Source organism: Zemynaea arenosa (genome assembly GCF_004614185.1).
GTDB lineage: Bacteria > Pseudomonadota > Gammaproteobacteria > Burkholderiales > Burkholderiaceae_D > Telluria > Telluria arenosa.
In genome coordinates this window covers 42,322-61,254 of sequence record NZ_SPVF01000106.1, presented here as the reverse complement: position 1 = coordinate 61,254, position 18,933 = coordinate 42,322, and the positions used below count along the sequence as shown (strand labels likewise).

The following is an 18,933-nucleotide window of genomic DNA, read 5'->3' as shown; positions in this document are numbered from 1 at the left end:
ATCTGCTTAGGCCCAGGCTGCGTCCGGGATGGTGGCGAGACCGTTGAAGATGGGTTTCGAGAACAGGTAGCCCTGCAGCAGGTCGATGCCTGCGGCGATCAGCACATCGCGCTCGGCGCTGGTCTCAACGCCTTCAGCCAGCACCGTTACACCAAGGTCGCGGCACAGGGCCACGGTGTGGCGCACGATGGCCTGGCGCGCCGCCGACGTGTCGATGTTGCGCACCAGGTCCATGTCCAGCTTCACGATGTGCGGCTGGTACTCGGCCAGCAGGTTGAGGCCCGCGTAGCCGGCGCCGAAGTCGTCGATCGCGGTGTGGAAGCCGAGCCGGTCGTACTCACGGAAGATGCCGACCAGGTGGGCGCGATCCGTCACCTGCTCGCTCTCGGTCACTTCGAAGATGATGTTCTCGACCGGGAAGCCGGTGCGGCGCGCCGCCTCCAGCGTGGTGCGGATGCAGACTTCGGGCCGGTACACGGCGTTCGGCAGGAAGTTGATCGACAGCCGTTCGCGCATCCCCAGCCGCGCGGCGCCCTCGACCGCCTTCACCCGGCAGGCCTGGTCGAAGTGGTAGATATTGTCCTTGTTGACCTTCGAGAGCACCGTGGGCGCCGGCTCGCCATTCGGGCCGCGCACCAGCGCCTCGTGCGCGTAGATGCTGCGCGTGGACACCTGCACGATCGGCTGGTAAGCGTATTCGAAATCGAAGTCGATGGCGTTGGCTTCGCCGCAGCCTTTGCAGGCGGTGCGTGGGGAGTACTGCTCGAGGATCGGTATCATAGGCAGACGCCGGAATGAAAATGCGCCCGACTATAGCAGGACCAAACGTTTCCTGCTTTCAATCGGGCGCATTCGGGCGCCGGGGTGTTGTAGACGCGTCTTAGCGTTTCGGCATGCTGACTTGCGACTTGAAGCGCTTGTCCAGCGTGACTCCCTTGTCGAAGCGGTCAAAGTCCGCGCCCATGGCCAGGGCCAGCTTGTCGAGGCGCTCGCCGAACGGCGGGTGAGTCTTGAACATCAGGGCCAGGCCGGGATTATCTGGATTGACGGCTTGCAGGGATTGCAGCACGGCGGGCAGGCCGAAGGGATCGTAGCCGGCGCGGGCGGCCAGCACGACGCCCATACGGTCGGCCTCGAACTCATCGCTCTTGTCGAGGCCACGCGCGTACACCTGCATGCCCGCCTTGGCCGCCTTGGTGCCCCACTCCACGTAACGCGGGTCGACGCCCGGGATGGTGCCGCCGTTTTTGTCCATGAACATGCCGCCCAGGTCCTTGACGCCATCCAGGAAGCCCTGGCTGGTCATCGCCTTCAGATGGTGCTTGGCCACCACATGCCCCACCTCGTGGGCCAATACCCCGGCCAGTTCGGCTTCGCTGCGCAGGCTGACCAGCATGCCGCGGGTGATGAAAACGTAGCCACCCGGCGCCGCGTAGGCATTGACCTCGTTGTCATCGAGGACCGCGAAGTGCCAGTTCAAATCGGGGCGCTCGCTCTGCTGCGCCACCCATTTTCCAACCGTGTTCACGTAGGCCTGCGCCTTGGCATCCTTCAGCAGAGGCGCGGCGCCCAGCAGGTTGCTGGCTACGCCGGAGCCGAGGGCGACCTCCTCCTGCGGTGTCACCTCGCGCGTCGCGCCGGTCAGCATGTTGCTGCCGGTAGTGACGACCTTCTTGGCATCATCCAGCGTCATGTTCTGCAGCGCGGTATTCATCATCACCGGCGCCACCGCGCACCCGGAACACGCCAGTGCCATCGTCAAAGCTGCAAGCCGCTTCATTTGCGGCCTCCTTCAACCACATAGGCTACCTTCTGCGGCTTCAGATTCCCGCGCAGCGTGAACTGCTCCATCTCGCTCGGCGACACCGTCATCTCGTTGACCTGCGCCAGCGCGGCCGGATTCGGCTGCGGGTTCTTGAGCTGCTCTTCCGAGATTCCCTTCACGCCCGTGGTGGCGGTGCTGCCCCCGCTGCCCGTCTTGGCCAGGTTGAAGACCACATTCAGGTTCTCATTCACGCCCGACGGCTTGCCGTTGATCGCATCAAAGCGCAGGCTCAGAAGCTTCACCCAGCCGGTGTTCTTCTTGTCCGTCTTCACCTGCATCCAGCTGGCCTGGCGTGCCAGCACATCGACCTTGGACGCTTCGCCCAGGCTCTCGACGGTGGCAGCGTCAGTGAACGGCTTGGCTTTCAGCTCGGTCGGACGCACCGTGTGCGCCACCTCCGCCGCTGCCGCCGCGCTCGCCAGCGCCGCCAGCAGCAGGCTGACTATCATTTTCATTTTCATGCTTTCTCCCCTGTGGACCATAGAGTTCGACCGGCTGTTCGCGGCCTTTGACGGCGAATGAGCCGTGTGGTGTGAATGTGAATTCGTCGCCGCACAAACGGCGGGTGGAGTCCGAGACCAGGATGCGCGAGACCCCCTTGGTCAGGCCTTCGATGCGGCTGGCCAGGTTGACGGTGTCGCCAATGGCCGTGTATTCGCGGCGCTGGTCCGAGCCGATCAGGCCCACCACGGCAGGCCCGGAATGCAGGCCGATGCCGACGTCGAAGTCCAGGTCCTCGGCGTTGAGCTCGCGCTTGAAGCGCTGCAGCACCTCGGCCATCTCCAGCGCGGCCGCCACTGCGTTTTGCGCGTGGCGCGGGTCGTCCAGCGGCGCACCCCAGAACGCCATGATGCAGTCGCCGATGAACTTGTCGAGCGAACCGCCGTGGCGGAATACGACCTCCACCTGCAGCGTGAAGTAGCGGTTCAGCAGCGCCACCACTTCCTGCGGCGTGCGCGTTTCGCTCAGCGTGGTGAAGCCCCGAATGTCCGAGAACAGCACCGTGATTTCGCGCGCCTCACCCGCGCGCGCGACCTGGCCGTGCTCCACCAGCTGGCGCACCACGTGCGGGTTCACGAAGCGGCTGAACATCGTCACCGCCTGCTGGCGCGTGCGGCGCTCGGCCAGGTATTCCTGCAGTGTGCCCGCGAACATGTAGACCCACACCAGCACCAGGGGTGCCACCACGGGCAGCAGCACATTGCGCTGCACGCCCACCCAGCTCGCGGCCAGCCAGCCTACCGAGAGCAGCGCCAGCATGGCGGCGATGCTCAGCGTGTTGGAGCGGCGCCGGAACGAGCGGAACACCACCAGCAGCGCCGCCACCGTCAGCGTGGGCATCACCCATGCGGGCGCCGGCGCCATGGCGCGCCGGTTCTTCAGGTTGTCGATGGCCGTGGCCACGACCTGCACGGCCGGGTACAGGCTGGCGATCGGCGTGGCGCGCAGGTCGTTCAAGGTGGTGGCGTCCGAACCAATGATGACGATCTTGCCCTTCAATTCATCGGCCGGACGTTGCGGGCGCTCGCGGGTGAAGTCCTCGTACAGGTCCGCGTACGGAATGTGGTGATAGGCACTCAGGCCACCGCGCCAGTGCAGCGTGAGGTCTGGCGCCTGCGGCACGCTGAAGCCGAGGTCCCGCGCCACCCGCGCGGGCAGCGATGGAATCTGCCAGCCATGCGCATCGATATACAGCGGGTAGCGGCGGCCGATGCCGTCCGCGTCTTCCAGATAATTGATGGTGCCGGTGCGCCAGTAGCGCGCATCCACCGCGAGCGGCGGCTGGAGGGCGATGCGGGCATCCGGATCCGCATGTGGGCCGGCGCGCAGGCCAAGCAGCGGGGCGACCTGCAGCGCAGGTGCGCCGTCTTTGTCGTTGGCGGCCTTCTGGCGCGCCAGCGGGAAGTAGATGTTGGTGTTACCGGCCAGCGCTTCGTTGAACAGGCGGTCGCTGTCCGGCCGGTACACGTCGCGCTCCGAGAACGTGAGGTCGAACACGATGGCGCGCGGCTCCTGCTTGCGCAATCTGTCCAGCAGCTCCGCATGCACGGAGCGCGGCCATGGCCAGCTGCCCGCCACGCTCTCCATGCGCGCCAGGCTGGCGTCATCGATGTCGACGATGACGATGTCCGGGTCCGGCTGCAGGGTGGCCGCATGCGAGCGCACCATCCAGTCCAGCAGCCGGTTGTCCAGGGGACGCAGGGCGTGCAGGCCGCACAGCTCCGCCAGCGCCACCGCGAGCGCGGCGGCGCAGAGCAGGCCCTTGGGGGCGGCCAGCAGGCGCAGGAAACGGGGCATCGGAAGACAGACTCGCCGGAAAATGCCTTAATTATAAGCAACTTTCCGGCGCCAGAACCAACGCCCTCGGTGGGGGAAGCGTGTTTTAGCGCGCCACTGTGGCGGCCGGGGCACGGCCCAGCGGCTGGTCGAGATTGGCCAGGTACCACGCCAGCGACGACAGCACCGCCACGTGGCGGCGGACGTTGTCCGGGTCCACCTTGTCCAGCGTGTCGGCCGGGGTGTGGTGGTAGTGGAAGTAGGTCGAGGTATCGATCAGCGGCTCGAACGAGGGCACGCCCGCCTGTTCGAGCGAGAACAGGTCACCGGTCCCCAGTTCGTCCTCGCGCTTGAAGACGTTGGCGCCGATCGGCAGGAGCGCCTGCTGCAGGGGCGTGAACAGCGGCAGCGCGGCCTTGCCCACACTGGCCTGGATGCCGAACGGGCGCCCCGAGCCACCATCGCTTTCGATGGCCGCAAAGTGCTTCTCCACCTCGCCCTTGTACGCGCCCGCGTAGCCGATGCCGCCATGGCCGCCCTGCTCTTCGCTCATCCACGCCACCAGGCGGATGGTGCGGCGCGGGTGCAGGTCCAGCTTGCGCAGCGTCTCGATCACGCCCATTGCGGCAGCGACTTCGGATGCATCGTCATTGGCGCCGGTGGCGAGGTCCCAGGAATCCAGGTGACCGGAGACGATCACCACTTCGTCCGCCTTGTCGGTGCCCGGCCAGTCGGCGATCACGTTGAAGCTGTCGGCATCCGGCAGTTTTTGCGGGGTCACGGTCAGGTGCATGGTGAGCGGGCCGCGGCGCGCCAGGCGCGTCATCAGCATCGCGTCTTCCGTGGTCACGGCGGCGGCGGGAATCGGTTTGACGGTCCCGAAATTGGTCAGGCCCGTATGCGGGATGCGGAAGTTGGCGCCGCCGACGGAGCGCACCAGCGCGGCCAGAGCGCCGGCTTCCGCCGCCATGCGCGGACCAGCGCCACGGTAGGCCACCGCGGTGCCGTAGGCCGGGCCGGCCAGGCCGCGGTCCGCCGCCAGCTGGTCGAACGGCACGTCGAACAGCACGATCTTGCCCTTCGCTTCGGCGCTGCGCGCCTTGAATTCATCGAAGCTGTGCACCACCAGCACGGGTGCGCGCAGGCCGGCCTGCGGCGTCGCGCCGGAGTTGCCCAGCGCCGTCAGCACCACCTTCTGCGCCACGCCGTTGGGGCGGCCCGCGTACTCCACCAGCTCACCGGTCTCCACGCCGCGCACCCAGTGCGGCACCTTCACCGGCTGCAGCGTCACCTTGGCACCCAGCGCGCGCATCGCATCGGCCACCTGGTTGATGGCGGCGGCCGCACCCGGCGAGCCGGCGGGGCGCGGGCCAATCAGGTCGGTGAGGTCGGCCAGGCGCTCGTAGGCGTAGTCGCTGGCCATCGCGGTATCGCGGATCTGCGCCAGCGAGGCCGGCGTGTTCCCGGGGGTGGCGGCAAAGCTGGACGAGGCAAGCAGGAAGGCGGCGGCGGCCAGGGTATGGCGGGCAAAGTTCATGCGGTGATCCTTTTGGGTTCGACGGGAACTCAAAACGATAGCGCATTTGGCAACGGTCTGCTGGACCGTGCCATTTTTCGATGGCCGCGTGGCGCGCTTACTTGGCTGGGACCAGCCGCACGCGCGTGATTTCGGAGGGTGCGCCGAAGCGTTTCGGCGGGCCCCAGTAGCCGGTGCCGCGGCTGGTATAGACCCACAGGTTCTTCAAGCGATTAAGGCCCGCAACGAACGGCTGCTGCAGCGGCACGAACAGGTTCCACGGGAAGAACTGCCCACCATGCGTGTGGCCCGAGAGCTGCAGATCGAAGCCCGCGTCGGCAGCGGCAGGCGCGGTGCGCGGCTGGTGCGCCAGCAGAATCTTGACGGCGACGTTGTCCGGCGCGCCCGCGGCGGCCTGTTGCGGGTCGCTCTTGTGGGAGGCATCGAACAAATGCGCCGTGTAGTCGGGCACTCCGGCGATCAGCAGCTGCTGGCCATCGCGCTCGCGGATCACATGCTGGTTGATCAGCACCGTCAGGCCAAGGCGACGCATCTCGGCGATCCATTCATGCGCACCTGAGTAGTACTCGTGATTGCCGGTGACGAAGAAGGTGCCGTCGCGCGCGGCCAGGCGGCCCAGCGGCGCGGTGTGCGGGGCCAGGCGGTGCACACTGCCATCCACCACGTCACCCGTGACCGCGATGGCGTCCGGCTCCAGCGCGTTCACGCGGTTGACGATGGCGTCGATGTACTTGCGCTTGATGGTGGGGCCGACGTGGACGTCCGAGATTTGCACGATCGAATAGCCATCGAGCGACGCCGGCAGGTCCTTGATCGGCACTTCCACTTCGACCACCCGTGCGGTGCGGCGCGCGTTGAAGAAGCCGACCACGGTGACGCCCAGCGCCAGCAGCGGCACGCCGACGGCGGTGGCATGGGTGACGTCGGCATCGGCCATACCCGCGACTTCGAGCAAGAGCAGCAGCAGATCGCGCAGGAAGGTCAGCACCAGCAGGGACGAGAACAGGCCCATCACCAGCAGGCCGACCCACGCCAGCCGGTCCGCGAGATCGCCTTTCCGCACGCGCGTTGCGATGAGGCCCATCGGCATAAGCACCGTGGACGCGGCCAGGAACAGGACCGCCAGTGCGTAGCCCACGCCCGCCAGGCCGATGGCCGGAATCAGCCGCATGCCGATATACATATGCAGCAGTGCGAGCAGGCTGAGAACAACGGCGACACGGCGCTTGAGCATGGACGGATCCTTTCGATGCGGTCGGACCAAGATGGGGCCAGGGGCAACTTACACAAGGCCAATCTGCTAACATGGGGACGTCTATAGCACGTCTATACAATCGTCACTCGCACAGGAACCGCCATGCTGAAGGGAGCACTCTGCAACGTCCGTCACATCACGACCGTCGACCTGCCAACCTACATCGCGCTTCAGAATGAACTGGAAAACCGCGGCGAATATTTTTCGCAGCAGTTCCATTCGCCGGAGGCGCTGCGGCGCGAGTTCGCGGCCACCGGCTTCGTCACCGATGACCGCGAGATGATGCTGGTGGAAGACAAGACTGGCGCCATCGTCGGCTCGATCTCGCACTTCAAGAGCCGCACGCCGCTCGCGCGCGAGATCGGCTACCGCCTGCTGGCGGGCAGCGGGGGGCGCGGCATCATGACGGAAGCGACCCGGCTGATGTCCGACTACCTGTTCCGCGCCTATCAATACAACCGGCTGGAACTGCTGATGAACCCTCTGAACATCGCGTCCGAGCGCATCGCGCAGAAGTGCGGCTACACCTACGAGGGCACGCTGCGCGGCATGTTCTTCACCGATGGCCAGGTGCGCGATGCCAAAATGTACAGCCTGCTGCGCAGCGAGTGGGAACAGTGGCGCGGGTCCGATGTTTCGCGTGAGCGGCATTTGTAAAATTCTGTATTAAGAAAAGGAAAAATTCCGCGCCGGGCGTATATTGAACTCGTGCCCCCAGAGTGTCAGCGGCCATCCCGGCCGGGCCTGGGGATGTAGAGGAAACGCCATGATGAAGAAAACTGTTCTCGGTGCGGTGCTCCTGACCGCAGCTGCACTCTCCGGCGCGGCCATGGCGCAGGACCGCGCGGGCAGCACCCTGGCTGGTGCCGTGATCGGCGCCGCCGTCGGCAACTCGACCCACTCGCGCAACGGCGCGGCGGTCGGTGCCTTGGTGGGCGCGGCGATCGGCAATGCCGCCGCCTCAGGTGACCGCGGGTACTACTCCAACAACGGGTACTACTCCAACAGCGGGTACTACGGCAACGGCTACGCGCCCGCCACCAGCTACTATCCGCAATCGTCCACATATTACGCGCCGTCGACGACCTACTACGAGCCGGCCCCGGTGTACGTGGAACCGCGCCCGGTGGTGCGCTACTACGAGCCGGCTCCGGTCTACTACGCGCCCCCGCGCTACTACGGCCCGCGTGAAGTCGTCATCGTGGGTGGCCGCGGCGGATACTACGGCGGACGTGGCCACGGCGGCTGGGGCCATCACGGCCACCGCTAAACGGCGCCTTGCTCCCCTGAAAACACCGGCCTGCCGGTGTTTTTTTTCGTCCCTCCGCTAAGGTCCCGCATGGGCTTACGGGAGGTGACATGCAGGCAGGGGACGTGATGCAGCTGGACGGTGGCAGCTATGTGCTGCGCGAGCGGCTGGGCGGGTCGAGCTACGGGGTGGTGTGGAGTGCGCGCGGTGCCGCATGCGATGTGGCGCTCAAGCTGGTCAACCGCGAACAGATGGCGGCGGCGCGGTGCGGGGAGCGCGCACACTGGACGGCCAGCGCGGAGGCGGAGATCGGCTTTCTGCGGTCCCTGTCGCCGTGGGATGGGCGGCACATCGTGCGCTTACTCGACTGCGGCGTGGATGAAGGGCTGCCGGTGCTGGCCCTCGAACGGCTGGAGACCGACCTGTCGCGCTACGTCGCGCAGGAGCGCAATGCGGGGCGGGCGCTGGAGTTTGCGCAGGTCCTGTCATGGATGCAGCAATTGAACCAGGCGATCGCCAAGGTGCATCAGTATGGCTGGCGGTACCTGGATCTCAAGCCGTCCAATGTGCTGCTCGATTCCGCATCGATGCGGGTGAAACTGGCGGATTTTGGGACCAACCGGCCGCTCGTCGATGGCACTCCGCACTCGTACGCGGGCACGGCCAATTGGCAGGCGCCCGAACAGTTCTTCCCGGATGAGGAGCAGCGCTATCGCACCGATGCGCGGACGGATTACTTTGCGCTGGGGGCGCTGTTCTACTTTCTGGTGACGGGCGGGGTGCAGCTGCGCTTCTGCAGTGAGGTTGGGGCGGCGTATCGCGAGCATCGCAGCGCTGGCGCGTCCGTGCTGCGTGAGCGGCATGGCCGCAGGCTCCCGCCGATGTTGAGGCACGATGAGGCGGCGCTGTTCATGCACCGCATCGACCGGCAGGCGCAAGCCGGGTCGAGCTGGGTGCCTGCGGCGTGTGCGTGGACTCCTGCGGCCTGCGAGGCGTTGGCCCTGCTGCGGCAATTGCTGGCCGCCGACCCGCAGCAGCGTCCCCGCAATGCACTGGAGATCAGCCGGCGGCTCGATTCGGTCCGCAAGGCCTGGCAATCCCAGGCCAGCGAACGCGCCTTCTTCGCCACCCTGCGCGGCGGCGGCTGGGCCAGCGCCCTGCGAGGCGCTGCATGATCGCCCGCCCCGCCCTCCCCGGCGCCGCCTTCTGGCGTACGCTTCGCCTGATCGTATCGCGCGCTCGCCCCGAGCGAGTATCCCGCAGCCGCCAGCCAGCCGCGCGCCCGGCACCAACCGCCAAGCCGAAGGCATCAGCCCGACTCGCCAGACCGGGAGCGATGGCGTACCTCTTCGCCGCCGCAGCGCGCCTTGGCGGCGCTACGCGACCGCGAGGCAGCGGAACGTCGCGGGCGGCCAGTGCACAGCCTGCGCCCGTACGCGCCGGACGAGCCCCGCGTCATCTCGCGTGGGGCACTCATGTTGTTTTCGCGGGGGCGCTGGCGGTGCTGTGCGCGCTGCAGGTGCTGGCGTTGTGGCGCGCACCGGCCGCGTGGTATCCAGCGGCGATCAGGCTTTCGCTGCCCGCGGGCGCCTCGGTGGTGCTGGGCCGTGACCAACTGGCTGCGCCGCGCGCCGCACCATCGCATGTGCGCATCGAACACGCCGCATCCGGCGAGTGGCTTGCCGCAGCCGTCTCACAAGCGGCGCCCATTGCCATCCAGCGCGGGGACGAGGTGCAGCGCAGTGGCACCGTACCAATCACCGAAAGCATGCGCTTCGCCCTCGGCGCTGCGCGCTTCCACGTCACGGCACTGGACAGCGGCTCGGTCACCATGACGGACGGCCAATCGCAATGGCGCTTCGATGGCGGCACCGTGTACCGCGACGGCCACGCGCAAGTGGCCTGCCCCGACGCCCACGTCGGCGCCCGCATCGCCACCATCTGGAACCGCTTCACGCCGCGCCTGATCAACCTGCGCAAGCCCCTGGCCTTCGGCGGCAATCTCCACTGCGCCACGCGCATCGGCATTCCCAACGTGGACGCCGCCGCCGCGACCCTCATTCGCACGAGCGAAGCCTTTATCCTGACCGCCACGCCTGGCGCGGCATCGCCCCTCGTCGTCAACCAGAGCCCCGCCCATAGCTCCGCCGATCGGCAGCCGTCCCCCGTCTCGTCGAATGCCGCCTTCCCAGCACGCGCCGCGCTCCCGCTGGCCGCAGCAGATGCGCTGATCGTCGGCCAGACCCGCTTCGCCATCCGCACGGTTGGCGACGTCCTGACGCTCACGCCCTCCCGCCACGTGACCCTCTACACAAGCGACCGCGCCGACCTCCCGTCCAACGTGAGCTGGGACTGGCGTCAACGCCAGCACTGGACCATCCCCAGCGGCCCCGCATGGCGCATCGCCGCCGTCCTGATCGCAGTCCTCCTGCTGGCCACGGCCATCGCGGCACAACGCGGCCGCTGGCCGTTCACCCGGGACGCCACCCATGCCGAGCGCATCGCTTGCCTCGCCGGCGCCGCACTCGCCATTGCCGGGCTCACCGCCCTGCTCATGCAACGCGCTGGCACGCCGCTCGGCGCGGGCATCTCGCTGCTCCTCAACTGCGCTGCCTTGTGGACCGCATTGATACTGTTTGGCCGCAGCAGCCTCGCCGTATCCGCCGCAGTCATCCTGCTCGCCACCGGCCTCCTGGCCCAATTGGAACTGGGCCTTGGCGGCGCCGACATCGCCTGGCTGCGCCACTTCCAGAAAACCAGCGCCCTGCTGGCCCTGGGCATCGGCACCGCCTCCTTTGCCGTCATCCGGTTGAACGCCCGCCCCTTGCGCATCCCGCAGCTCACCCTCGAATGGCTGCTCGCCGCCCTCGCGCTTCTGGCACTCGCCGCCCTCGCCGCGCAAGTCTTGCTGGGCGACGAAACCGGCGTCTTCGATCTGCAACCCGTGGAATTCGCCAAGCTCGCGCTCACCGCGCTGACGGCCCACTGCATCGCCGTGGGTCTCGGCTGGCAGCAACAGCGCAACCTACCAAGCAAACGCACCCTGCGCACCGACACCCTGCGCTGGCTCCGCATGTCCGGTCCCGTCTTCATCTTCATGGCTCTCCTCGGCCTCGCCCTCGTGCAGGTGGACGACTATTCGCCCCTCATCCTGCTGACGGTATGGTCCACCGCCATCCTGCTGACCTGGTCCATCGCCACCCGCCGCTGGCTGCTTGCCATCCCCGTGCTGCTGGCCGCAGCCGCCGGCGTGGCGGCCATCGTCATGTTGCGCGAGGCGGGACCGCAAGCCTTGGCCGGAATGAACTTCTACGGCGACCGCTTCCAGGTCTGGCTCGATCCCGCCACGCATCCGCACACCGGCGAACAGATGCTGCTCGGCGCCCGCGCCATTGCGGACGGCGGCTGGTTCGGTGCCGACAACTGGTTCGGCCTGCGAACCCTCGGCCAGTCGGCGGGCGACACCTTACGCATCCCCGCCGTACAGGATGATTTCGCCCCCGCCTTCTTCCTGAACCGCCACGGCCTGGCCGCCGCGCTGCTGCTGTGGACTGTGCAGGCCCTGTTCCTGGCCGGTCTCCTGCAAGCCGCCGCGCGCGCATGGAAGTCGTCCGCAGGCTCGCGCGACTTTCACGGCGCCTGGCTAGGCCGCTTCCGCTGCTTCGCCCTGTGCGGGGGCGCAGCCTTCGTGCTTGGGCACTTTCTGCTCTCGTGGGGCACCAATCTTGCCATCTTCCCCGTCATGGGCCAGCCCATGAGCTTTTTGTCGGCCGGTGGCAGCCACCTGCTGTTTTTCATCTGCCCCCTGCTAGGACTGGTCGGGATCACGACGATCAGTGCTCAGAATTCAGAGGAGGTTTCATCATGCCGGTCTATGTCCAACACCAGGTGCTAGGCAATATCGACGACGTGTTCAACGCGGAAGCGATCTGGCGCGCCCCGGGCCTGGCCCTGTTCTCGCGCCGCCCGCTGCTGCGCGACCTGCTCGAGCGCAGCCCGCGTGAACATCGCGGCCGCGCGCCGACGCGCTGCTTTTCCCACGTCACCCTGGTGCTGCCGCAGGAAGACGTGGACGACGACCGCCACCTGACTCGCGGCAGCCGCGCGCGCGACCTGGTCGAGACGCTCAAGACGCTCCATCAAAAGGACTTCGGCGACCTGCTGGGCACTGACGAAGTCCGCTACGACGTGGTAGGCGACGAGCGCCTGCAGCCGGGCGAAGTGGAGGTGCGCTTCGGGCACGCGGTGTACCTGCCCGCGCAGGGCGAACCGGTGCTCTACAACGTCACGGTGTCACGCGACAGCGCTGTATGGAAGCCGGTGTGCCAGGTGTATCTGGACCAGCGGCTGGCGGTGCTGGGACAGGACGAGGAATCGGCGAGCCATGGGGTGCCGGGGTGGCCGTTCGGTGAGGAGTGCCAGGTCCTGCTGATCAACGACGGGCCGGAGGCGCCGGTGGAGGTTCAGGTGCGGCCGAAGAATGTGCTGGACTGCCACTATGATCCGCTCAATGGCTGCTACGTCATTCGCGGCAAGGATGCCGTGAACGGCGCGCCGCGCTTGTTCCTCAAGCTGGCGCGCACGCTGGCGGCGGCCAAAACGCGTTCGGCAGCGGAAGTTGCGGCTAGCGATGCTCGCGCGTCCGTATGGAAGTCGCGCTCGGGGGCGCAGCCGATTGCACTCGGCCAGCGCGAGATGGCGATGACGCAGGAGCGCGGGGCCGGGCAGGCTGCGGCGGCGGCCAGCAAGGTTGGAATGCGCTCTGCGGCCAAGGCCACCGTCGCCGCCGTCGCAACCTGCGGCGACGGAGCGGACGGGTCTTCAGGCACGTATGGTACGGCGCAGATGGAGGGCGGGCTCTCGGGTTCGCGTCCTGCGGCGCAGGAGGCTTGGCCCGCAGGCGCACTTGGCACGGCGCAGATGGACGCCCAGTCTGATGCGACGGCGGTGCCGGTGAGCCACCGGCCTGCGCTGGCGGCTGCGGGCCTGGGCCTGGCCGATGCGGAGGCGACCTATGCGCCGGTGGCGCGGCAGAGCGCCACGCTGGTGGCACTGGCTCTGCCACGCCTGTCCCGCTACCGCGATACCGGCGCGGCCAGCCTGTGCTTCGGCTTCGACGAGTCGCTGGGGATCGCCGCCGATCCGTCCCGCGCCGTCCTGACGATTGCCGTGGACGCGGCGGACAACGTCTCCGCCGCCAACGGCGACGGCCAAAGCGCGGTCACCATTCCGGCCACGTTCACGCCCGTGGATGCCCGCGCCATCACACTGGCCGCCGTACCGCGCCCGATGGCCGACCGCTACCTCGCGCTGGTGACTCTGCCGGAGCCGCGCACCGCCGCGATCTCGCGTGGCGCGCGTCTCAGCTTCGGCCGCGCCGCCGCCGCACTCTCGACGCTGCGCGTGCTCGACTCCGGTGCCTTGCTGCGCCAGACCAGTGCCACGGCCAGCGCTACCGCTGGGACGCCCGCGTTCGCAACCCAAGGTGCGCTCGGCTCCTCAGCCCTCGGCACCGGCGGTGGCGGCCCTGCCGGCGGCACATCGAATGCCGACCGCCTTGGCCTGTCCCGCACCGCCTTCAGCTTCGAGGCCGGCGATGGCGTCTACCGCATCACCCGCCAGAGTCCCACGCAGGCGCTCTACCACCTGGACGACAAGCTGCGCTTCGTTGCCGCCATCGGCGACGCGACGCCGGACCAGCCCTACATGCTGCCCTCCGGCCATCACCTGGTCGCCGGCCATTACGTGCTGCGCTTCGACGCCTGAGCACCATGGAGACGATCGCCCACATGCCCGCCCTGGCCTACGCCGCCGCCTTCCTCGCCACTCTGGTGCTGGCCCGCTACCTCACGCCCGCCCGCTGGTGGCGCCACGCGAACGCCCGCGCGCTGGCCGTACTGGTGGGGGGCACCTGGGCGCTCGGCACCGGCCTCCTGTGGCTCGCCAACGCCCCGGCGGATGCGCTGGCCGCTGACAGGCGCCCAACCCTGGCTGGCAGCGCCGATGCCCCGGCGGCGCCGCAGCTGACGTCAACGAGCGAAACCCCGGCCGGCACACCAGTGACGGGCGCCCACTACCGGGTCTACCGAGACCTGAACCTGCGCACTGCACCGGGAGTGTCCGCCCGCCGTATCGGGACTGTACCGGTACAGTCGGAAGTGGTGTCCACTGGAGTGTCCGCAGGTGATTGGTGGGAGGTGCGGGCCCGTACCGGTACAGTCGAAACGACGGGCTGGGCCAGCAGTCTCTGGCTGCGCCGCACCGACGAGCGCCACTGACCAGACCGTACTCCTTTGTCAAGCCAAATCATTAATGGCAAGAAACACCAAAAGGCCCGTCTAATCGTGCCTTTGGCGTCATGGGCCATCGGCTAGAGTAGGCGGATTGCTAATCTGCTTCTCACCCTGCCCGCACCATGTCCGCCGTTCCGCCCTGCCGCGAGTTTGACCTGGGCCCGCTCGGCCCCCGGCTGGACGTGGCCGCCCGCTCCGCCCCGGCAGCCCATGGCACCGGCGGGCGCGAGAACCAGGACAACTTCCTGCTCATCGACGCGGAAGGGAACGCACGCTACCTGCGCAACCAGCAGGAAGAAATCACCCATCTGGCCCATTGGCCGCACGGCCATGCGCGGGTGGCCGTCCTCGATGGCATGGGTGGCCACGTGCAAGGCCGGCAGGCCGCTGAAGCGACCGTCGCCGCCCTGCTGACCCTTCCGCCCTGCGGCAGCGCCACCGAACTCGCCGCGCGGCTCGATGCGCTGCACGCCGAGCTGCAGCGCCACTTCGACGCCGCCCACGAGAACGGCTTCCGCCGCCCCGGCACCACGCTCACGCTGCTCGAACTGCGCCCCGGCGCGAGCGCCCTGCTGTACCACGCCGGCGACTCCCGCCTGTACGAATTGACAGCCGACCAGGCCACGCCGCTGACGGTCGACCATGTGCCGGCGACCGCGATGGCGATGGCCGGCCAGCTCGACGAACACGAATGGTGGCGCCAGGTCCACGGCGAGCACCGCTCCCAGATCTCGCAGGCCTTCATTCTCGGCAACGCGTTTGCCAGCCAAACGGTGCTCTCGGACCCGCTGTTCCCACTTACGCCCCTGAACCTGCCACCCTGGCTGTGCCACCTGCCGGACCGCCGCGCCGTCGAACTGCTGCCGGAGCGCACCTACCTGCTCGCCACCGACGGCTTCTGGTCCTGCCCTGACGCGTGGGACTGGGTCGCGCGCTGGCCCGCTATGTTGGGAAGCGCCCAGACCGCCAGCGCCAAGCTTGACATCCTGTTCACGGAAATCGCGCAGCGGCCGCCCGCCCAGCTGCATCTCGACAACATCACCGCTGTGGCACTGCGGGTTCTGGCTCCCGCGACACCGCCGCATGACGAAACCGCCCTGCCCGCCGCATGATTTCCCGCGAAGAAACGTTGTTGAGCGTAATTCAACGGAAGTTTCCACAAGCCATGCAAAATGGCGTAAGCTTTCGGCAACCTCAAGTCCGGCACTGATATGAACAAATGCTGTGATCCCGATCATCCGCACTGCACGCAATGGGTTTTGCCCGGCGCGCACGCGTGCGCGGTCGGGCATGCGCAGCCGGTGCGGCCGGATGCCTCCAGCTTCAACCTGCTGGCCACGGCCCGCGCCACGCGCTCCGGCCTGACCGTCGCGCCGCAATCGCCGCAGGCTCTCGCCGCGGATGCCCGCATCAATCCGCGCCCCTACCTGCACGTGAGCGGCTTCGACCCGCGCGCCGCCGGTGGGCGCCAGACCTTGCGCCTGGACCTGCGCGCCCTGCCCGATGACGGCGCGCGCCAGGTGAACATCGCGCTGAAATCGGCCCTGCTGCCGCAAGGCCGCACGCACCACGTGTTCGCCCGCGCCCTGCATGGCCACTGGTGCCCGGTGTACGTGGAGTTTTCCTCGCGCGGCAAGGAGCATGGCCAGTACCGCATCGACGTGGAGCTGCACAGCCAGCGCGATGGCCAGGTGCACCGCCGCTGGACCTGCACCCTGGTGGTGCTGGTACCACGCGCCGACGCCACCCTGGGCGAGATCCACCAGACCTTCCTGGCCACGCACAAGAACGTGCGCGTGAGCGCGGATGACGCCTCGATCGCGCGCCTGAACGCTGCAGCGGGCGGTGGCCGCATCGACATCGACGTCAGCGCCACCAACGCCTCGATTGCTCACGTGGACGTGGACGCGCGCGGCAAGATCGACCTCGGCTTCCCCACCATCGCGTGGGACGAAGACCTGATCGAACTGGATGTGCAGGCCGCCCAGCACGCGCACCCGCACCCGGCACGCACCGCCAGCATCGTCAACGCGATGCCCAGCGCGGGCGAACAGCGCCACCTGCGCCTGTTCGCAGGCGACGAGTGTGTGCTCGGCCGCTTCGAATACATCGAACCCGAGGCCGACCTGCTGCTGGCGCACTTCGGCACGCACGGCATGGAGCGCTCGGGCCTCACGCGCCGCATCTCGGGCCGCCATGCCATCATCCGCCGCAGCGTGAACGGCTTCGAGATCGAAGACGTGTCGCGCTATGGCCTGCTGCTGGACGGCGTCTGGCCCGGCAAATACGTTCCGGTCCCGCTACGCACCGGCATGCGCATCGAACTCACGGCCAGTGTCCGCAACGCGGTGGTGCTGGAAGTCGGCGCGGTGCTGCCGCATGGCCTCATCCTGCACCGTATCGATGCCGGCGCCGCCGCCGAATGCTTCTACGTGCTGGCGCCAGACATGCCGCTCGTCTCAAGCCCGCCGGGCCACGCACTACTGCCGCAGGCCAGCCAGCTGCCTCTGGTCTTCCACGCCGCGGGTGGCTTCTGGCACCTGGACCCGGCCACTGGCGAGCGCACGGCGCTCGGCCCGCTGACCGACACCGCGCGGCTGGCGCAGATGCCTGCGCACGCCCGCTTCGCCGCCACCGCCTACCCCGAGCACGGCATCCTCCGCGACTCAGTTGAGAGCCCCTCGCCAACCCCGCGCCATCCCACCCGCCCCGGCAGCGGCGCCCACATCGCCACCGCCTGAACAAAAAAAACCGCGCCAGTTCATCGCTGGCGCGGCTCGTACAGCGGATCTCCGCAAAGATCACTGCACGGTGAGGATCACCTTCACGCTGTCATCGACAGCCGACTTCTCGATGTAGCCGATGGCCGAAACGTCCGAAGCCACCGCCTTCTTCACGTCCGCGCTTGATGCGTATTCCTTCGGTGCGGTCGCCTTGCCGGTGAAGACCAGCTTGGACCACGCGGCCTTCACGGTCGCCGGATCCTTGTTCAGGACCTTCTGGTAGAACTCCGCGCGCAGCGGGGCACCGTCATTGCGCTCCACCGGCGTGAACTGGGTCGACTTCCCGAGGAAGAACTGGGCCGCCTGCTCGCTGAACATGCGCGAGGCCGGGTTCTTCGGGTTGACGATCACGGCGATCTCGGTCGCGAAGGCAGGAGCGATGCCGCCGCCGATCAGCGCCGCCACCACGATATGGGCAAATTTCAGTTTCATGAATCACGCCCTCCTTAGAACACGAAGTCCACGCCAGCGGCGTACACGTTGACCGGACCGGTGAAGCCGGCGGCCGGCTTCAGGAACGCACCTGCGCCGTCCTTCGGCTCGATGCGGTCGATCTGCACCTTGAACGCGGCGGACTTGGCGAAGTCCCAGCGCAGGCCGATGGCATTGGAGGTTTGCAGCGGGGACTGGCCTGCGGCGTCCAGCGCGGCGGCCAGTGGCAGCAGCGGGCCGACGGCCGGCACGCCGGTGTAGTGGCGCGCGTTGTCCTGCTTCAGCGTGGCGTGCATCACGTACGGGGTGAACTTGCCGAGGCGGTAGCCGCCCATCGCGTACCACGCCGTGGTGTCCATCAGGAAGCGGCTGTCGGTGTCACGCTTGGCGTATTCGGCCTGCACGATGAAGTTCTGGTAGTCCATGGTGCCGCCCAGCGAGGTGAAGGTGCCCTTCACGCCGGCGATCTTGTAGTCGTTGGCGGCGGAGGCATAGCCCACCTTGGACAAGGTCGCGAGCAGCGTCGCGGCCTGGGTGTTGTTGACCATGGTGACGTCCGCACTGGCGCGGCCGAAGCGCACCGTGAACGGGCCGCGTTCCACCACCACTTGCAGTGCATACGCCTTCTTGTAGTCGACATAGTAGCCGCCCGGGACATCGGAACGGCTGTTGCCGTAGCCCAGCTGCGCGGTGACGGTGGTGTCGCCGTAGCTGTGGTTGTAGGTGATGTCGGCGCCGTCGATGTAGTCGGCGGTGACCTGGCGATACAGCTCGGCCGGCGGACGGATCATGGTGCTGGCGTAGCCGACGTAGCGGTAATCCGAGATCATGTAGATCGGGACGCCGACGCGGCCCACACGGACCGAGAAGTCGTCATTCAGCTTGTACTTGGCGAAGGCCCACGAGACTTCCGCGCCGAATTGGTCGGTCGCGTTCTTGCGCACCAGGCCTTGGGCGGTCAGCGACAGGCGGTCGTTGAAGGTGGCGGTGGCTTGCACGCCGAAATTCGAGTCGGGGCCGAAGCGCGGGTCTTCCTTGACGCCGGCGGCCTGGTTCGGGCGGGCGAATTCGGCCTTGTCCGTGTTGGTGGCGGTCAGGATCGCGGAACCGAAGCCACTGATGCTGATCTGCGGACCACCGTCCTGGGCCGACGCGTTGGCAGCGCAGGCGGCCAAGATTGCCACGGCCAGACTAGTGCGCTTGAACTGTTTCATCTCAATCCTCATGTTGGTTGCAGTGAACGAAGTTTGACGCACAGCAACACATGTTGAAAATGGGTTGG

Annotated in this window: 16 protein-coding genes; 8 read left to right on the top strand and 8 right to left on the bottom strand. The window is 67.7% G+C overall.

Going from position 1 to position 18,933, the window contains the following annotated elements:
• Positions 1 to 6: 6 nt before the first annotated feature.
• The 6 genes from E4L96_RS07955 to E4L96_RS07930 all read right to left on the bottom strand — a co-directional run bounded on the left by E4L96_RS07955 (position 7) and on the right by E4L96_RS07930 (position 6,873).
• Complete coding sequence (locus E4L96_RS07955; protein WP_135206676.1) at positions 7 to 780, bottom strand: EAL domain-containing protein; 774 nt, start codon at positions 778 to 780, stop codon at positions 7 to 9.
• Positions 781 to 880: 100 nt separating this feature from the next.
• Positions 881 to 1,780 (bottom strand): M48 family metalloprotease, encoded by a 900-nt coding sequence (locus E4L96_RS07950; protein ID WP_220433407.1) that lies wholly within the window; start codon positions 1,778 to 1,780, stop codon positions 881 to 883.
• Positions 1,777 to 2,274: an SH3 domain-containing protein gene (locus tag E4L96_RS07945; protein WP_167758630.1), complete on the bottom strand. Its 498-nt coding sequence runs from the start codon at positions 2,272 to 2,274 to the stop codon at positions 1,777 to 1,779. Before E4L96_RS07945 ends, E4L96_RS07950 begins: the two co-directional genes overlap by 4 nt.
• Positions 2,171 to 4,123: a CHASE2 domain-containing protein gene (locus E4L96_RS07940; protein ID WP_135206674.1), complete on the bottom strand. Its 1,953-nt coding sequence runs from the start codon at positions 4,121 to 4,123 to the stop codon at positions 2,171 to 2,173. The genes E4L96_RS07945 and E4L96_RS07940 overlap by 104 nt, the downstream gene beginning before the upstream one ends.
• An 85-nt stretch (positions 4,124 to 4,208) precedes the next feature.
• Positions 4,209 to 5,639, bottom strand: coding sequence for a M20/M25/M40 family metallo-hydrolase (locus E4L96_RS07935; RefSeq protein WP_135206673.1), 1,431 nt, complete (start codon positions 5,637 to 5,639; stop codon positions 4,209 to 4,211).
• Positions 5,640 to 5,736: 97 nt separating this feature from the next.
• Entirely contained in the window at positions 5,737 to 6,873 is a 1,137-nt protein-coding gene (locus E4L96_RS07930; protein WP_229414302.1) for a metallophosphoesterase, read from the bottom strand.
• Positions 6,874 to 6,996: 123 nt separating this feature from the next.
• Here E4L96_RS07930 and E4L96_RS07925 point away from each other — a divergent pair, with 123 nt between their 5' ends.
• The 8 genes from E4L96_RS07925 (at position 6,997) to E4L96_RS07885 (ending at position 17,177) form a co-directional block, all read left to right on the top strand.
• Entirely contained in the window at positions 6,997 to 7,551 is a 555-nt protein-coding gene (locus tag E4L96_RS07925; RefSeq protein ID WP_135206672.1) for a GNAT family N-acetyltransferase, read from the top strand.
• Between the two features lie 109 nt (positions 7,552 to 7,660).
• A complete protein-coding gene (locus E4L96_RS07920) occupies positions 7,661 to 8,164 on the top strand; it encodes a glycine zipper 2TM domain-containing protein (protein ID WP_135206671.1) in 504 nt (167 codons plus the stop codon).
• An 89-nt stretch (positions 8,165 to 8,253) separates the two neighbouring features.
• Positions 8,254 to 9,318, top strand: a complete 1,065-nt coding sequence (locus E4L96_RS07915) for a protein kinase domain-containing protein (RefSeq protein WP_135206670.1) — start codon at positions 8,254 to 8,256, stop codon at positions 9,316 to 9,318.
• Positions 9,319 to 9,644: 326 nt separating this feature from the next.
• Complete coding sequence (locus E4L96_RS07910; protein ID WP_229414301.1) at positions 9,645 to 12,038, top strand: FtsW/RodA/SpoVE family cell cycle protein; 2,394 nt, start codon at positions 9,645 to 9,647, stop codon at positions 12,036 to 12,038.
• Positions 12,008 to 13,909 (top strand): hypothetical protein, encoded by a 1,902-nt coding sequence (locus E4L96_RS23950; protein WP_181017598.1) that lies wholly within the window; start codon positions 12,008 to 12,010, stop codon positions 13,907 to 13,909. The genes E4L96_RS07910 and E4L96_RS23950 overlap by 31 nt, the downstream gene beginning before the upstream one ends.
• A 5-nt stretch (positions 13,910 to 13,914) precedes the next feature.
• The gene (locus E4L96_RS07895; RefSeq protein WP_135206668.1) at positions 13,915 to 14,421 is read left to right on the top strand and encodes an SH3 domain-containing protein; all 507 of its coding nucleotides are present in this window, start codon (positions 13,915 to 13,917) and stop codon (positions 14,419 to 14,421) included.
• A 137-nt stretch (positions 14,422 to 14,558) separates the two neighbouring features.
• Positions 14,559 to 15,548 (top strand): PP2C family protein-serine/threonine phosphatase, encoded by a 990-nt coding sequence (locus E4L96_RS07890; RefSeq protein WP_135206667.1) that lies wholly within the window; start codon positions 14,559 to 14,561, stop codon positions 15,546 to 15,548.
• Positions 15,549 to 15,647: 99 nt separating this feature from the next.
• Positions 15,648 to 17,177: an FHA domain-containing protein gene (locus E4L96_RS07885; RefSeq protein WP_135206666.1), complete on the top strand. Its 1,530-nt coding sequence runs from the start codon at positions 15,648 to 15,650 to the stop codon at positions 17,175 to 17,177.
• A gap of 60 nt (positions 17,178 to 17,237) precedes the next feature.
• Here the strand turns inward: E4L96_RS07885 and E4L96_RS07880 are convergent, their stop codons facing one another.
• Positions 17,238 to 17,651, bottom strand: a complete 414-nt coding sequence (locus E4L96_RS07880) for a type 2 periplasmic-binding domain-containing protein (protein WP_135206665.1) — start codon at positions 17,649 to 17,651, stop codon at positions 17,238 to 17,240.
• A 14-nt stretch (positions 17,652 to 17,665) separates the two neighbouring features.
• A complete protein-coding gene (locus E4L96_RS07875; protein WP_135206664.1) occupies positions 17,666 to 18,865 on the bottom strand; it encodes a porin in 1,200 nt (399 codons plus the stop codon).
• Positions 18,866 to 18,933 lie beyond the last annotated feature (68 nt).

What these genes read in the sequence shown, in the direction of transcription:
- E4L96_RS07955 (WP_135206676.1), bottom strand. Translation starts at nt 780, where the DNA reads ATGATACCGATCCTCGAGCAGTACTCCCCACGCACCGCCTGCAAAGGC.
- E4L96_RS07950 (WP_220433407.1), bottom strand. Translation starts at nt 1,780, where the DNA reads ATGAAGCGGCTTGCAGCTTTGACGATGGCACTGGCGTGTTCCGGGTGC.
- E4L96_RS07945 (WP_167758630.1), bottom strand. Translation starts at nt 2,274, where the DNA reads ATGATAGTCAGCCTGCTGCTGGCGGCGCTGGCGAGCGCGGCGGCAGCG.
- E4L96_RS07940 (WP_135206674.1), bottom strand. Translation starts at nt 4,123, where the DNA reads ATGCCCCGTTTCCTGCGCCTGCTGGCCGCCCCCAAGGGCCTGCTCTGC.
- E4L96_RS07935 (WP_135206673.1), bottom strand. Translation starts at nt 5,639, where the DNA reads ATGAACTTTGCCCGCCATACCCTGGCCGCCGCCGCCTTCCTGCTTGCC.
- E4L96_RS07930 (WP_229414302.1), bottom strand. Translation starts at nt 6,873, where the DNA reads ATGCTCAAGCGCCGTGTCGCCGTTGTTCTCAGCCTGCTCGCACTGCTG.
- E4L96_RS07925 (WP_135206672.1), top strand. Translation starts at nt 6,997, where the DNA reads ATGCTGAAGGGAGCACTCTGCAACGTCCGTCACATCACGACCGTCGAC.
- E4L96_RS07920 (WP_135206671.1), top strand. Translation starts at nt 7,661, where the DNA reads ATGATGAAGAAAACTGTTCTCGGTGCGGTGCTCCTGACCGCAGCTGCA.
- E4L96_RS07915 (WP_135206670.1), top strand. Translation starts at nt 8,254, where the DNA reads ATGCAGGCAGGGGACGTGATGCAGCTGGACGGTGGCAGCTATGTGCTG.
- E4L96_RS23950 (WP_181017598.1), top strand. Translation starts at nt 12,008, where the DNA reads ATGCCGGTCTATGTCCAACACCAGGTGCTAGGCAATATCGACGACGTG.
- E4L96_RS07895 (WP_135206668.1), top strand. Translation starts at nt 13,915, where the DNA reads ATGGAGACGATCGCCCACATGCCCGCCCTGGCCTACGCCGCCGCCTTC.
- E4L96_RS07890 (WP_135206667.1), top strand. Translation starts at nt 14,559, where the DNA reads ATGTCCGCCGTTCCGCCCTGCCGCGAGTTTGACCTGGGCCCGCTCGGC.
- E4L96_RS07885 (WP_135206666.1), top strand. Translation starts at nt 15,648, where the DNA reads ATGAACAAATGCTGTGATCCCGATCATCCGCACTGCACGCAATGGGTT.
- E4L96_RS07880 (WP_135206665.1), bottom strand. Translation starts at nt 17,651, where the DNA reads ATGAAACTGAAATTTGCCCATATCGTGGTGGCGGCGCTGATCGGCGGC.
- E4L96_RS07875 (WP_135206664.1), bottom strand. Translation starts at nt 18,865, where the DNA reads ATGAAACAGTTCAAGCGCACTAGTCTGGCCGTGGCAATCTTGGCCGCC.